Annotated in this window: 11 protein-coding genes and 2 tRNA genes; 7 read left to right on the top strand and 6 right to left on the bottom strand. The window is 70.2% G+C overall.

What is annotated here, in order from left to right; translation table 11 throughout:
* The first annotated feature begins 362 nt into the window (after nucleotides 1–362).
* On the top strand, nucleotides 363–1,457 hold the full coding sequence (locus HCC61_RS04990) for a PDZ domain-containing protein (RefSeq protein WP_169134045.1): 1,095 nt from the start codon (nucleotides 363–365) through the stop codon (nucleotides 1,455–1,457).
* Nucleotides 1,458–1,549: 92 nt separating this feature from the next.
* Here HCC61_RS04990 and HCC61_RS04985 read toward each other — a convergent pair whose 3' ends face one another.
* A complete protein-coding gene (locus HCC61_RS04985) occupies nucleotides 1,550–2,125 on the bottom strand; it encodes a PPA1309 family protein (protein ID WP_169134044.1) in 576 nt (191 codons plus the stop codon).
* A 110-nt stretch (nucleotides 2,126–2,235) separates the two neighbouring features.
* Between HCC61_RS04985 and HCC61_RS04980 the strand changes: the two genes are divergently transcribed.
* From HCC61_RS04980 to HCC61_RS04965, 4 genes are all read left to right on the top strand, one after another.
* Entirely contained in the window at nucleotides 2,236–5,124 is a 2,889-nt protein-coding gene (locus HCC61_RS04980) for a UPF0182 family protein (RefSeq protein ID WP_169134043.1), read from the top strand.
* Nucleotides 5,125–5,210: 86 nt separating this feature from the next.
* A tRNA-Met gene (locus HCC61_RS04975) sits at nucleotides 5,211–5,284 on the top strand.
* A gap of 194 nt (nucleotides 5,285–5,478) precedes the next feature.
* The gene (locus HCC61_RS04970; protein WP_240968490.1) at nucleotides 5,479–7,260 is read left to right on the top strand and encodes a tetratricopeptide repeat protein; all 1,782 of its coding nucleotides are present in this window, start codon (nucleotides 5,479–5,481) and stop codon (nucleotides 7,258–7,260) included.
* 135 nt (nucleotides 7,261–7,395) lie between these two features.
* Nucleotides 7,396–7,469: transfer RNA gene (locus tag HCC61_RS04965), tRNA-Met, on the top strand.
* Nucleotides 7,470–7,578: 109 nt separating this feature from the next.
* Here the strand turns inward: HCC61_RS04965 and HCC61_RS04960 are convergent.
* Nucleotides 7,579–7,995, bottom strand: coding sequence for a Fur family transcriptional regulator (locus tag HCC61_RS04960; protein ID WP_169134041.1), 417 nt, complete (start codon nucleotides 7,993–7,995; stop codon nucleotides 7,579–7,581).
* Between the two features lie 127 nt (nucleotides 7,996–8,122).
* Between HCC61_RS04960 and HCC61_RS04955 the strand changes: the two genes are divergently transcribed.
* Complete coding sequence (locus HCC61_RS04955) at nucleotides 8,123–9,589, top strand: catalase (RefSeq protein ID WP_169134040.1); 1,467 nt, start codon at nucleotides 8,123–8,125, stop codon at nucleotides 9,587–9,589.
* 128 nt (nucleotides 9,590–9,717) lie between these two features.
* Here HCC61_RS04955 and HCC61_RS04950 read toward each other — a convergent pair whose 3' ends face one another.
* Entirely contained in the window at nucleotides 9,718–10,131 is a 414-nt protein-coding gene (locus HCC61_RS04950) for a CBS domain-containing protein (protein WP_169134039.1), read from the bottom strand.
* Between the two features lie 219 nt (nucleotides 10,132–10,350).
* Complete coding sequence (gene hisN, locus HCC61_RS04945; protein WP_169134038.1) at nucleotides 10,351–11,145, bottom strand: histidinol-phosphatase; 795 nt, start codon at nucleotides 11,143–11,145, stop codon at nucleotides 10,351–10,353.
* A 223-nt stretch (nucleotides 11,146–11,368) separates the two neighbouring features.
* Here hisN and HCC61_RS04940 point away from each other — a divergent pair, with 223 nt between their 5' ends.
* On the top strand, nucleotides 11,369–12,061 hold the full coding sequence (locus tag HCC61_RS04940; protein ID WP_169134037.1) for a TetR/AcrR family transcriptional regulator: 693 nt from the start codon (nucleotides 11,369–11,371) through the stop codon (nucleotides 12,059–12,061).
* 6 nt (nucleotides 12,062–12,067) lie between these two features.
* Here the strand turns inward: HCC61_RS04940 and rsgA are convergent, their stop codons facing one another.
* On the bottom strand, nucleotides 12,068–13,078 hold the full coding sequence (gene rsgA / locus HCC61_RS04935; protein ID WP_169134036.1) for a ribosome small subunit-dependent GTPase A: 1,011 nt from the start codon (nucleotides 13,076–13,078) through the stop codon (nucleotides 12,068–12,070).
* 13 nt (nucleotides 13,079–13,091) lie between these two features.
* Nucleotides 13,092–14,498 carry a 3-phosphoshikimate 1-carboxyvinyltransferase gene (aroA, locus tag HCC61_RS04930; protein WP_169134035.1) on the bottom strand — a complete coding sequence of 469 codons (1,407 nt, stop codon included), beginning with the start codon at nucleotides 14,496–14,498 and terminating at the stop codon, nucleotides 13,092–13,094.
* Between the last annotated feature and the right edge of the window lie 200 nt (nucleotides 14,499–14,698).

Here is a 14,698-nt window from a genome sequence, read left to right as displayed (position 1 = left end):
CCGAGAGTTAATCTGCTCATCGGCCGTTCTGCCCGGTGGATCCGGAGCGAACAGCGTCTTCACAAGGGGTCGGGAGGTCTTCATGGCGGCACTCTCCTGGTTGCTGATTCCGATCATGGCTGCGGTCGCGGCCGGTGTATGGAGCAGCTGGGCCAGTCGGCGTCGGACGGGCATCCCGGATTCCGTGGGCGTCGCCGGGTACGAGCGTTTCCGGGCTGCGATGGAACGTTCACGCGTCGAGGAGGCCGACGGAGCTTTCTCCCCGGAACCTGCCATGGAGCCCGTTGTGACGGCCGCCGGGCAGGCCGCGGATCGTTCCGCCCGGACGGCGGACTGACGGTCCCTTCCCGTACTGTCGTGCCATGCCACGACGCACCGCGACGATGCTCGCGTCCACGCTGCTTCTCATAGCGATGCTCTGTGCCGGGCTGCTGATCCAGGTGCCTTACGCGGAGATGTCGCCCGGCCCCACCGTCAACACGCTCGGTGAGCACGACGGGGCGCCGGTGCTCAACATCAAGAACCGCAGGACGTATGAGACGTCAGGGCATCTGAACATGACGACGGTCCGCGTCACCGGCGCCGACTACCGGATGAACCTGGTGGAGGCCGTCGGCGGCTGGCTTCAGCACGACAGCGCGGTGGTCCCGCACTCGACGCTCTACCCGGAGGACAAGTCGGCCAAGGAGGTCGACCAGCAGAACGCCGAGGAGTTCAGCGCCTCGCAGGAGAGCGCGAAGGTCTCGGCGCTGAAGGAGCTGGGGATCCGGGTCCCCTCGTACATCGTGGTCGGGTCGGTGGTGAAGGGCGGGTCGGCCGAGGGGCGGCTGCACGCCGGGGATCTCATCCGCAGCGTCGACGGCAAGGCGGTGAAGAATCCCGCGGCCGTCGCGGACGCGGTGACCAAGCACAAGCCGGGGGAGAAGGTCCGCTTCACGATCATCCCGGCGGCGAAGGTCAAGGCGGCGCAGAAGGCGGGGAAGAAGCCGTCGCCCCGCGACGCGGAGCAGATAACCGTCGGCACCAAGAAGGCGGAGGACGACGGCCGGCCGATCGTCGGCATTCAGCCGGCGACGGGCCACATCTTCCCGTTCGACATCGACATCAAGCTTGCCGACGTGGGCGGTCCGAGCGCCGGGCTGATGTTCTCGCTCGGCATCGTGGACAAGCTGACCCGTGAGGACCTCACCGGCGGCTCCTTCGTCGCCGGCACCGGCACGATCGACGACAAGGGCAAGGTCGGTGCCATCGGCGGTATCCAGATGAAGACGGTCGCCGCGCGCGCCAAGGGCGCCAAGTACTTCCTGACCCCGTCCGCCAACTGCCAGGCGGCGGCGCAGGACAGGCCCGAAGGGCTCACGCTCGTCAAGACCCGCACCATCGACGACGCACTGGACGCGCTGAAGAAGATCCGGGACCACGACACGGGCGGCCTCTCGCGCTGCAAGGCGAGCTGACGGGGGGCGGCGCCCGGCCGGGGCCGCCGCCCGGGCCGGACACGGGCCGCCGCGGCAGGCCCGCCTCTGCGCCGCCCGCGCCCGTCCGCTCCTCACTCCTCGAACGTCGCCGCCAGTGCGTCGGCCAGCCCCGGCACCAGCCCCGCCCCCGTGAGCACCTCGGTCGTGCTGTCCTTCGCGCGCAGCCGCAGCGCCGATTCGCGTGTGCCGTCCCGCAGCACGGCGACGGTGAGCCGCACCTCCTGCCGTTCGGGGTGCTCGGCCACCCACTCCGAGAGCTTCTCCTCGGATCCCTCCTCCTGGAGTTCGTCCGGCACCGCCGCCTCCGCGGACTGCGGAAGCATCAGCCGCTCCACCGTCATCGCGCAGCCCGCGACGGCTTCGGGCCAGGCGATCGTCGCCAGGAACTCGTCGAGGGGAGCGCCGGTCGGCAGCTCGTCCTGTTCCACGGGTGTCAGTGCGGCGGCCGTCTGCTCCGAGTCCTCGTCGAGACCCAGCTGACCTGCGAGTTCGGGCTCCTCTGCGCGAAGTCGTGCGGTGTCGACGAGGGCGAAGAGGCGGCTGGGCTGGTCCCAGCCCAAGCCTGCCGCGTATTCGTCGAGTTCCAGCACCGCTCGGGTGAGAGGGGTGGACGCCAGGGGCGTGCCGTCGGTGGGGAGGTTGTCCATGCGTATATCGTGCCCGCTTCCACCCCGGGATCGGGAACTGGGTAAAGCTTCGTTAAGTTGCATGAGTGGGCTTACGATGCGGGGCCCGTTCTGTCTCAGCGATCTTCGAGGTGCGCACCTTGGCTTTCCAGATGCCGGACCGTGGCTCAGGCGGTCCCTCCGGGCCACGGATCAGAGTGGGACGGCCGTCGCGGCGTGCCCGTACGCTGCTGATGACCGTCGGCGTTCTCGCAGTGCTCGCGATGCTCTTCGTCATGTTCGCCGGATTCTGGACCGACTGGCTCTGGTATCGCTCGGTGCAGTACAGCGCGGTCTTCACCAAGACGCTGTGGACGAAGGTCGGGATGTTCGCCGTCTTCGGGCTGCTGATGGCGGCCGTGGTCGGCTTCAACATCTGGCTCGCGCACCGGCTGCGGCCTCCGCTGAGCGCCATGTCCCTGGAGCAGCAGAGCCTCGACCGCTACCGGATGGGCATCGCCCCGTACAAGAAGTGGGTGCTGCTCGGGGTCACCGCCCTCGTCGGGCTGATCGCGGGCGCCTCGGCGGCCGGTCAGTGGCGCACCTGGCTGCTGTGGGTCAACTCCGTGCCGTTCGGCAAGACCGATCCGCAGTTCGGCAAGGACATCTCCTTCTACGCCTTCGATCTGCCCTGGTACCGCTTCCTGCTCAGCTTCGGCTTCGCCGCCGTCGTGCTGTCGCTGCTCGCCGCGGCCCTGGTCCACTACCTCTACGGCGGGCTGCGCGTGACGACCCCGGGCGCGCGCGCGACCGCTCAGGCCACGGGGCATCTGTCGGTGCTGCTCGGCTTCTTCGTCGCGCTCAAGGCCGTGGCCTACTGGCTGGACAGGTACGGACTGGCGGTGAAGTCCGGCGACTTCAAGGCGACGGACAACTGGACGGGCCTGAAGTTCGTCGACGCCAACGCCTATCTCCCGGCGAAGACGATCCTCTTCTGCATCGCGATCATCTGCGCCCTGCTCTTCTTCGGCACGCTCTGGCGCCGTACCTGGCAGCTGCCGGTGATCGGCTTCGGTCTGATGGTCCTCTCGGCGATCCTGATCGGCGGGCTGTACCCGGCGATAGTCCAGAAGTTCCAGGTCCAGCCGAACGAGCAGGCCAAGGAGACGCCGTACATCAAGAAGAACATCAAGGCCACGCGTGAGGCGTACGGCATCGACGACTCCCAGGTGAGCGACTACTCGGGCACCAGCAAGGCGGGCAAGGAGCAGCTGCGGCAGGCGGCCGACGACACGGCGAGCACCCGCCTCCTCGACCCGAACGTCGTCTCGCCCACCTTCCAGCAGAAGCAGCAGGTCAGGGGTTACTACCAGTTCCCGGCCGTGCTCGACGTGGACCGCTACAAGAACAAGGACGACAAGGAGCAGGACACCGTCGTCGGTCTGCGCGAGATCAACACGAACGGCATCCCCGAGAAGAACTGGATCAACGAGCACTTCAAGTACACCCACGGCTACGGCATGGTCGCCGCCAAGGGCACGACCGTCGACAAGGACGGCGCCCCCGCCTTCACGGAGAAGGACCTCCCGCCCAAGGGCGACAAGGGCAAGTACGAGGGGCGCGTCTACTACGGCGAGAAGACCAGCCAGTACTCGATCGTCGGCGGTCCGCAGAAGGAGCTGGACTACGCGGACGACAAGGGCGAGAAGACGTACACCTACAAGGGCAACAGCGGTGTCGACCTCGCCAATCCGATCAACCGTGCCGCGTACGCGGTGAACTTCAACGAGCCGCAGATCCTCTACTCCGGGGCGATCGGCGAGGGTTCGCGCATCCTGTACAACCGCACGCCGAAGGACCGGGTCGAGGCCGTCGCACCGTGGCTGACGATCGACGGCGACCCCTATCCGGCGGTCGTCGACGGCCGGATCAAGTGGATCATCGACGCCTACACGACGTCCGACAACTATCCGTACTCGTCGCGTACGACTCTCGGCGACACCACGCAGGACTCGCTGACGGACGGCCAGCGCGCGGTCCTCGCCCGGCAGAACCGGGTCAACTACATCCGCAACTCCGTGAAGGCCACGGTCGACGCGTACAGCGGCAAGGTCGAGATGTACCAGTGGGACAAGAAGGACCCGGTGCTGAAGACCTGGATGAAGGCGTTCCCCGACACCGTCAAGCCGAAGAGCGCGATCGGCGACGACCTGATGGATCATCTGCGGTATCCCCAGGACCTGTTCAAGGTGCAGCGGGAGCTGCTGACGCGCTATCACGTCACGACGCCTTCGCAGTTCTACAGCGGCAGTGAGCGCTGGCAGATCCCCGACGATCCGACGCACAGGGGCAACGCCGTACCGCCGTACTATCTGAGCCTCCAGATGCCGGACGAGAAGAGGCAGTCGTTCTCGCTGACGACGACCTTCAACCCCAACAACCGGGAGACGCTGGGCGCGTTCATGGCGATCGACGCCGATCCGCGCAGCTCCGGCTACGGCAAGATCAAGATGCTGAGGCTGCCGTCCAACACCACGGTGTCCGGACCGTCGCAGGTGCAGAGCAAGTTCAACTCCGATCCCAACATCGCCGAGTCGCTGAACCTCCTCAAGCGCGGCGACTCCGAGATCGAGTACGGGAACCTGCTGACGGTGCCTCTGGAGGGCGGACTGCTCTACGTCGAGCCGGTGTACGTGCGCGGTGCAGGCACCAACTATCCGCGCATGCGGAAGGTTCTGGTCACCTACGGCGAGCGCATCGCCTTCGAGGACACTCTCGGGCAGGCCCTCGACAAGGTCTTCGACACCAAGGGCGATTCCGGGACCGGCACCGGAGAGCAGCCGGAGGAGCCGCCGTCTTCCGGAGACGCCTCCGTACGCGAGGCGTTGAAGAACGTGCAGGACGCCTACGACGCCGGACAGGACGCTCTGGAGAAGGGCGACTGGAAGGCGTACGGCAAGGCGCAGGACGACCTCAAGGACGCCATCAAGGAGGCGCAGGACGCCGAGGGCAAGGCCGGGAAGGGCGCGAAGAACCCGTAGCCGGCGGTGTCCTGACGCACGCGGGGCGGCTCGCCGCCCCGCGTGCGGAGCACTCCGTACCGTGGTGTAGAGTTGTCACACAACGGCGCGGGGTGGAGCAGCTCGGTAGCTCGCTGGGCTCATAACCCAGAGGTCGCAGGTTCAAATCCTGTCCCCGCTACTGAAGTCGAAGGGCCCGGATCCTCAAGGATCCGGGCCCTTCGCATGTGTCAACGCGTCAGTCCTCAAACCCCTTTCGTGGCAAGCGGTTTGAGGTGTCTCTCTGTCGGGAAGTCGACAAACCTCTGAAGTGACCTCACCCGGTGGTGGTTTTCCAGGTGTACGTGGGTTGCGGGTGGTGCGAACATGGGGTTCATGGGGGACAAGGTGAGGCTGGAGGCTCCGCCGGGTACCGGCACGAGTCCGGCCGGTGCTGACTGCGGGGCCGAAGACGCAAAGGACGCCGGGGCGTTGAGCGTGCTCGGTGCCCGGCTGCTGCGCGGGGGCGATCTCGACGGGGCCGAGGCTCCGCTGCGGGCTGCCACCGCGGCGGGTGACCGTGCCGCGGCCAACAATCTGGGGGTTCTGCTCCACCAGCGCGGGAAGTCGGACGAGGCCGCCGGCTGGTGGCGCGTCGCCGCCGTCGCCGGCTCGGCCGCCGCGGCGCACGCGCTCGGGAGGCACCACCGTGAGCGGGGGGACGAGGCCGCGGCGCACTACTGGCTGCTGCACGCCGCCGAGTGCGGGCACGCGCTGGGTGCGTACGCGCTGGCCGATCTGCTCGACCACCGTGACGAGGACGGCGCGGAGGCCTGGTTCCGTGCCGCCGCCGAGCAGGGCCACCGCGAGGCCGCGTACCGGCTCGCGCAGATCATCGGCGCACGCGCCGCCGAGATCACGGCCGAGGCGGAGGAGAGCGATGAGGCCGAAGCGCGGCGGGAGACAGCCGAGCGCGAGGCCGAGCAGTGGTTCAGGCAGGCCGCCGCGCGCGGCCACCGCCGTGCCGCGCTACGGCTCGGGGCGATCCTCGAGCGCCGTGGCGAGCTGAAGGAAGCGGGTCGCTGGTATCTCACGTCGGCGAAGGAAGGCGAGCCGCGTGCCGCATGCGCGCTCGGCTTCCTGCTGCGTGACGCGGGCGACGAGGAGAGCGCGGCCGTCTGGTGGCGCCGTGCCGCCGAGGACGGCGACGGCAACGCCGCCAACGCGCTCGGCGCGCTCCACGCCGACCGCGGCGAGCGCCAGGCCGCGGAGCGCTGGTACCGCGTGGCGCTCGAAGCGGGCTGTGACAACGGGGCGTTCAACCTCGGGCTGCTCTGCGCGGCACAGGGGCGTACGGCTCAGGCCGAGCAGTGGTATCGCCGCGCCGCGTACGCCGGACACCGCGAGGCGGCGAACGCGCTCGCTGTGCTGCTGCTCCAGCGCGGAGACGCCGACGGGGCCGAGCCGTGGTTCTCCAAGGCTGCCGAGGCGGGCAGCATCGACGCCGCGTTCAACCTGGGCATCCTGCACGTCGGCCGGGGCGATCACCGTACGGCCCGCGTCTGGTACGCACGGGCCGCGGCGGCGGGGCACACGGAGGCCGCGCTCCAGGTGGGCATCGCGCTGCTGAGGGAGGGCGACGAGCAGGGGGCGGAGCGCCGGCTGCGCTGCGCCGCGGGCGGCGGCAGCGTCGAGGGCGCCTTCCGGCTGGCCGTGCTCCTTGAGCGCCGCAGGCCGCGGGAGGCCGACGGCACGGGCGCCACGTCGTCGGTGAGCAGCCGTGACGAGCACGAGGAGTGGTACGAGCGGGCGGCCGAGCAGGGGCACCGGCGCGCGCAGGTGCGTCTGGGCATGTGCCTGGCGGCGCGGGGCGAGATCGTCGACGCGGCCCGCTGGTACCGCGTCGCGGCGGAGGCCGGAAGTCCCAACGGGGCGTTCAATCTCGGGCTGTTGCTGGCCCGTGAGGGCAGCGAGCCCGAGGCGGCCCTGTGGTGGACGCGCGCTGCGGAGGCCGGGCACGGGCGGGCGGCCTTGCGTCTCGCGCTGCTGAGCGCGCGCAGGGGCGAGCTGGAGACGGGTCAGCGCTGGTGCGCGCGGGCCGTCGAACTCGGGCCGGCCGAGGTCGCGGAACGTGCGGCCAAGCTGCACGACGCTCTGCGCTCGGAGCTGACCGCCTGACGCGGTGCCGTCCAGGACCGGCGGTTCCCCGGGCCGGGGGCCGCCGGCACCGGGCTCCGTCGATCAAGGCCGGGCGGCTGCTCGTAAAGCGATTTGCGCTGGTCGTCGGCTCAGGGTTAGAGTTGCGGAACACGACGCGGGGTGGAGCAGCTCGGTAGCTCGCTGGGCTCATAACCCAGAGGTCGCAGGTTCAAATCCTGTCCCCGCTACTGAAGTCGAAGGGCCCGGATCCTTGAGGATCCGGGCCCTTCGCATGTGCCGAGCGCCCTGTCCCGGCACATGGGCACGGGCGGAACAGCGGCCGGGAGTGGCCGGGGGTCAGTCGCCGGCGCACCGGGGACAGGTGCCCCGGTATGTGACGGTGGCGTCCGAGACCGTGAAGCCGTAGCGCTCGGTCTCGGGAAGACCGGCCAGCGGGTCGCCGGTGGGGTGGACGTCGCGGATCGTGCCGCACTGCGAGCAGACCAAGTGCTGGTGGGAATGGCGGGCGTTGGGGTCGTACCGCTTCGCGCGGCCGTCCGTGCTGACCTCGATCACCTCACCGATGGCGACGAGTTCGCTCAGCGTGTTGTAGACGGTGGCCCTTGCGATCTCCGGCAGGCGGGCTGCGGCGCGCGCATGCACCTCGTCCGCCGTGTAGTGCACGTGCTCGCCGTCCAGAACCTCGGCGACGACTCGCCGCTGCGCGGTGAGCCGCCAGCCACGGTCTCTAAGCCGCTCCAGCAGGTCGCTCATACGTCAACCCTAGCAGTGCCGGGGTCTGAGAAAAGAACCCGTATGGACTTCGTCATGTTCTTGACTTAGACATTGTCCAATGTAGGATCGGCTCAAGCTCAGCTCAGCGCACAAAGCAGGAGGAGTCGTGACGGTGCAGGACAAGCAAACCGGTCCGCTGACCACGGAAGCCGGCGCTCCGGTCGCGGACAATCAGCAGAGCCAGACCGCCGGTCCCGGCGGGCCGGCATTGATCCAGGACCAGCTCCTGCTGGAGAAGCTCGCGCACTTCAACCGCGAACGGATCCCGGAGCGGATCGTCCACGCCCGTGGTGCGGGCGCGTACGGCACCTTCACCGTGACCGCGGACGTGACGCGCTACACGAGGGCGAAGTTCCTCTCAGAGGTCGGCAAGCAGACCGAGACCTTCCTCCGGTTCTCCACGGTGGCCGGCAACCTCGGAGCGCCGGACGCCGTCCGCGACCCGCGTGGCTTCGCGCTGAAGTTCTACACGGAAGAGGGCAACTACGACCTGGTCGGGAACAACACTCCGGTCTTCTTCATCCGGGACGCCATCAAGTTCCCCGACTTCATCCACACCCAGAAGCGCGACCCGTACACGGGCTCCCAGGAGCCGGACAACGTATGGGACTTCTGGGGGCTGTCGCCCGAGTCGACGCATCAGGTGACGTGGCTGATGGGCGACCGCGGAATCCCCGCCTCGTACCGGCACATGAACGGCTACGGCTCCCACACCTTCCAGTGGAACAACGCCGACGGCGAGGTCTTCTGGGTCAAGTACCACTTCAAGACCGACCAGGGCATCCAGACCCTCACCAACGAGGAGGCGGAGATCCTGGCGGGCAAGGACCCGGACAGCCATCAGCGGGATCTGCGCGAGGCCATCGAGCGCGGTGACCATCCCAGCTGGACGGTGCAGGTGCAGATCATGCCGGCGGCGGACGCGCCGAACTACCGCTTCAACCCGTTCGACCTGACCAAGGTCTGGCCGCACGAGGACTACCCGCCCATCGAGATCGGGAGGCTGGAGCTCAACCGCAACCCGGAGAACATCTTCGGCGAGGTCGAGCAGTCGGTCTTCTCGCCGCACCACTTCGTGCCCGGCATCGGCCCGTCGCCGGACAAGATGCTCCAGGGACGGCTCTTCGCGTACGGCGACGCGCACCGCTACCGCGTCGGCGTCAACGCCGACCACCTGCCGGTGAACCGTCCGCACGCCACGGACGCCAACACCCACGGACGTGACGGCGTGATGTACGACGGGCGCCACGGCGGGGCGAAGAACTACGAGCCGAACAGCTTCGACGGTGCGAAGCAGACCGACAGGCCGCTGTGGGAGCCGGTCGCGGTCTCCGGTGTGACGGGCGACCACGTGACGCCCTCGCATGCCGAGGACGACGACTTCGTACAGGCGGGCAACCTCTACCGGTTGATGCCGGAGGACGCCAAGCAGCGTCTGATCGACAACGCCGCCGGGTTCATCGCGAAGGTCTCGCGCGACGACATCGCGCAGCGCGCCATCGAGAACTTCCGCAAGGCGGACGAGGACTACGGCAAGCGGCTGGACGCCGCGGTACAGGCCCTGCGCGGCTGACAGGGCGTTTGCCGTAAGACCCGGAGGGACCGTGCCGTCGCGCGGTCCCTCCGGTGTTGCACGGGCTCATGATCGTGCCGGTCCCGGTGCGGGGCCGGGTGTCCGTGCCGGTGCGCTCAGCGCTCAGGTCAGACGCTCGCCCCCACGGTTCCCACCGCCTCGTTCCGTCCGGTCCAGAAGCGCACGATGTCCCGTACGGACACGATGCCGACGGGCTCCTGCGCGCGCAGCACGATCAGGTGGCGGAAGCCGCCGTGTGTCATGGCCTCGGACGCCTGCTCCAGCGTCCATTCCTCGGCCGCGAAGACGACGTCGGTGGTGGTGTGGGACTGGGCGGTCTCGTGGTCCGGATCCTGGCCCGCGCCAAGGGAGTTGAGGATGTCGCGCTCGGTGAGGATGCCGAGTCCGCTGGTGTCGGGGTCGAGCACCACGGCTGCGCCGACCCGGCGGGCCGACATCAGTGCTGCGGCCTGGCGGAGTGTGTGGGCGGGACCGATGGTGAGGACGACCGTGGTCATTGCGTCTCGGACGAGGGTGGGCATGTGCGTGGTCCACCTCCTTGGTGTCTCTTCCCTTCGAGAAGAGATTCACAAGCTCACAAGCTTACGGAGCCTTATGTTCACATGGCTCCGGGACCACAACAAGGGCACGCACACCGGGAGATGGGGCGTGCGCGCGGGGATTCGTGCCGGGCCGGCAGGACCGGGCGGGAGAGGACCGGGCGGGACAGGACCGGGGGGACAGGACCGGGCGGGGCCGGCCTAGGCGGTGAGGTAGGTGAGGACTTCCTCGTGCAGCAGCCCGTTGGAGGCCACGGCGTTGCCGCTGTGCGGGCCGTCCCTGCCGTCGAGGCCGGTGAACATGCCGCCCGCCTCCTTCACGATGACCGTGCTCGCGGCCATGTCCCACAGCGACAACTCCGGCTCCGCGCAGGCGTCCACCGAACCCTCGGCGACCATCATGTACGGCCAGAAGTCGCCGTAGCCGCGCGTGCGCCAGCAGTCCCGGGTCAGTTCGAGGAAGCCGGGGAGCATGCCGCGCTCCTCCCAGCCGTGCAGTGAGGAGTACGCGAACGACGCGTCCCGTACGGTCTCGATGCCGGAGACACGAAGACGGCTGGCCTGCGACAGGCTGCGGCCGGTGTAGGCGCCGCCGCCCTTCGCCGCCCACCAGCGGCGGTTGAGGGCCGGGGCCGAGACGAGACCGACGACGGGCTGGTCGCCGCCCTCGCCCAGCTCCGTCAGGGCGATCAGGGTCGCCCAGACCGGGACCCCGCGGATGTAGTTCTTCGTGCCGTCGATCGGATCGATGATCCAGCGGCGCGAGCCGTGCCCGTCGGTGCCGAACTCCTCGCCCAGCACCGCGTCGCGCGGGCGCGTGCGCTTCAGCGACGTACGGATCAGCTCCTCGGCCGCCTTGTCGGCCTCGCTGACCGGAGTCAGGTCCGGCTTCGTCTCGACCTTGAGATCGAGAGCCTTGAACCGCTCCATCGTCGCGGCGTCGGCGGCGTCGGCCAGTACGTGGGCGAGACGCAGATCATCGTGGTAGTCCGGCATGTGTGAACAGTATCGACCTGCCGGATACCCAGCCACAGGGCAGAGCGTCCGGGACGCCATGCGGGTGCAGCCGATTCGCGTCGGCGGGCGGTGCGGCGCCGGCGGGAGACGCGGCGGAGGACGGCTGACCGGCATCGTCGACGGGTCTGCGCACATTGTCTTGACAGGAGTTGGTGACGCGTCAATTCTGTCCCGCACCCCAGCCGCCGGGTTCGGAGGCACGATGCCTACTGCACGCGAGACATTGCTGGAAGCCGCACACACGGCCGTCGGCGCACAGCCGTGGGCAGGAGTGCGGATGGTGGACGTCGCCGGCGCCGCGGGTGTGTCACGGCAGACGCTCTACAACGAGTTCGGGACGAAGGAAGGGCTTGGCGCCGCCCTCGTCGGCCGCCTGATCGACGGCTTCGTCGAGGGCGCCGCGCGTGCGGCTGCGGAGGGCGGCCGGGGAGGCACCGACCCCGCCGCCTCGTGCGCCGCCGCGGGGGCCTGGATGCTGCGTACCGCTCGCGACGAGCCCATCGTCCGTGCCGCGCTCACGGGATGCTGGGGCTCGCCGATGCCCCTGCCCGTGGTGGCCGTCCCCGACGGCGGGGGACGGGAGGGCGGTGTCCGCGACGGGTCCGCTCGCACGGTCGGCAGGGCCGGCATGGACGATGCGGACGGCATGGACGGGTTGGGCCCGTCCGCGGGCGTACGGCCCGGAGAGCCCGGGGTGCTGGCGGCCAGGCTGTGCGACCGCGTGCTCGAAGGGCTCTCGCCCAACGGCTCCTCGGGCAGGCTGGGTCCGGCCTGCGAGGCGGGAATGCGGATCGCGCTGTCGCACGTGGTCGCGCCCGCGGCGGAGCGTACGGAAGAGGAGGCGGTGGGGCAGATCCGCGAGGTGGTGCGGGCGCTCCTCGCCCACCACCGCTGACGGCGGTCAGTCCCCCTCGTGCTCCTCCCGCGTCCTCAGCAGGCGGCGCAGCGAGTAGAGGCGCTGCGGATCGGCGTGGCCGTCCGAGACCCACTGGTCGAGCGCGCAGTCCGGCTCGTCGTGGCTGCAAGCGCGCGGGCAGCCGGCCGTGCCGGGCTCGAGGTCGGGGAAGGCGCCGATGACGCGTGACGGGTCGACGTGGTGCAGCCCGAACGAGCGGACGCCCGGGGTGTCGATCACCCAGCTCCCCTCCTCCGGCATGGGGAGCGCCAGCGCCGAGGTGGTGGTGTGGCGGCCGCGGCCGGTCACGGCGTTGACGTGACCCGTGGTGCGGCGGTGCTCCTCCGGTACGAGGGCGTTGACCAGGGTGGTCTTGCCGACTCCGCTGTGGCCGACCAGCACCGTGATCCGGCCGTTGAGCGACTCCCGTACGCGCTCCGCGGCCGCGCCGTCCGCCAGTTCGGTGCGGCTGGTGACGACGTGCCGGACGCCCAGCGGCGTGTACTGCTCCAGCAGCGGCCGTGCGGACGCGAGGTCGGACTTGGTCAGCACGAGCAGCGGGTCGAGCCCCGCGTCGTACGCCGCGACGAGACAGCGGTCGATCAGCCGCGGCCGGGGCTCGGGGTCGGCGAGGGCGGTGACGATGGCGAGCTGGTCGGCGTTGGCGACGACGACGCGTTCGTAGGGGTCGTTGTCGTCGGCGGTGCGCCGCAGCACCGAGGTGCGCTTCTCGACGCGCACGATGCGGGCGAGGGTGTCCTTCTCGCCGGACAGGTCGCCGACGAGGGCCACGCGGTCGCCCACGACGACGCCCTTGCGGCCGAGTTCGCGTGCCTTCATGGCGGTGACGGTGCGGTCGTCGACGAGACAGGTGAGCCGGCCCCTGTCGACGGTCAGGACCATGCCCTGTGCGGCGTCCTCGTGCTTGGGGCGGGTGTGCGTGCGCGGACGGCTGCCTTTGCGATTGGGACGTACGCGGACGTCGTCCTCGTCGGTGTGCTTGCCGTAGCGCCGCATCGCGGGGCCGTCCTCAGTCGCTCTCTTCGAGTCGCGAGCCGGCCGGACCCGCCGCGCCGCCCGTGACGGTGGCAGTAGCGGTGGCGGTGGCGGTGGCGGTGGCGGTGGCGCCGAGCATCTCCGCCCACATGCCGTCGAAGCCCGGCAGCGTCTTGCCGGTGGTGGCGATGTCCTCGACCTCCACTCCCTCGACGGCGAGGCCCAGCAGCGCCCCGGCCGTCGCCAGCCGGTGGTCGTCGTACGTGTGGAAGATCCCGCCGTGCAGCGGGCGCGGGCGGATGCGCAGGCCGTCCGCGGTCTCGGTGACGTCGCCGCCGAGGCCGTTGATCTCCTTGGTGAGGGCGGCGAGCCGGTCGGTCTCGTGCAGCCGCAGATGGCCCACGCCCCGCAGCACCGACTCCGAGTCGGCCAGGGCCGCGACGGCGGCGATGCCGGGCGTCAGCTCGCCGACGTCGCCGAGGTCGACGTCGATGCCGTGGACGCGGCCGCCGCCGGTGAACGTCAGCCCGCGCTCGTCCAGTTCGCAGGAGCCGCCCATCTCCGTGAAGATGCCGCGCAGCGCGTCGCCGGGCTGTGTCGTGTGCTCCGGCCAGTCCGGCACGGTGACCCGGCCGCCGGTGATCAGCGCCGCCGCCAGGAAGGGCTGCGCGTTGGAGAGGTCGGGCTCGACGACCAGGTCCCGGCCGAGCAGGGCTCCGGGCGTGACCCGCCAGACGTCGGGCTCGCCGCCGTCCTCGGGAGCGTCGACCTGCGCACCGGCCTTGCGGAGCATGTCGATCGTCATGCGGATATGGGGAGCGGACGGCAGGGTGCCGCCGGTGTGACGCACCTCGACGCCCTGGTTGAAGCGCGGCGCCGACAGCAGCAGCGCGCTGACGAACTGGCTGGAGGCCGACGCGTCGATCTCCACGCTGCCGCCGGCGAGTGAGCCTCCGCCGTGCACGGTCATCGGCAGCCGTCCGCGGCCGTCGTCGTCGATGCGGGCGCCGAGGGTGCGCAGGGCGTCGATGACGCCGTGCAGCGGGCGTTCGTACGAGCGCGGATCGCCGTCGAAACGCACGGGACCGTCCGCCAGCGCGGCCACGGGCGGCAGGAAGCGCATGACGGTCCCGGCGTTGCCGACGCCGACGGCGGCGGGGCCGTGCAGCCCGGCGGGGATGACGCGCCAGAACTCGCCCGTGCCGTCAGGGCCGACGCCCTCCTCGACGTGGACGCCCATCGTGCGCATCGCGTCCGCCATCAGCACGGTGTCCCGGGAGCGCAGCGGGCGGCGCAGCACACCGGTGTCGGCGGCCAGGGCGGCGAGCACGAGACCGCGGTTGGTGACCGACTTCGACCCGGGCACGGCGACGGTCGCGTCGACGGGCGAACTGGCGGAGGGCGCGGGCCACAGGGCGGCGCCGGCGGTGTGCTCGGTCATGAGTTTCACCTTAGTCGTTCGGCGGCCGTGCCCTTCTTGTGCCGGTTCTCCGCCGTCAGGCGCAGGACTGCACCGGCCTGTGCCGTCCTGCGCAGTCCTGCGCCGTCCTGCGCAGTCCTGCGCCGGCTTCGGCGACGATCCGGCAGGTCCCGGGAACGCGGGCCGGATCAGCCACCGGGCCGCCGCCCGGGAAGCCCGCG

Source organism: Streptomyces sp. HNM0575, assembly GCF_012726265.1.
In the GTDB taxonomy this organism is placed as follows: domain Bacteria; phylum Actinomycetota; class Actinomycetes; order Streptomycetales; family Streptomycetaceae; genus Streptomyces.
This window is presented reverse-complemented; position numbering and strand designations above follow the sequence as displayed.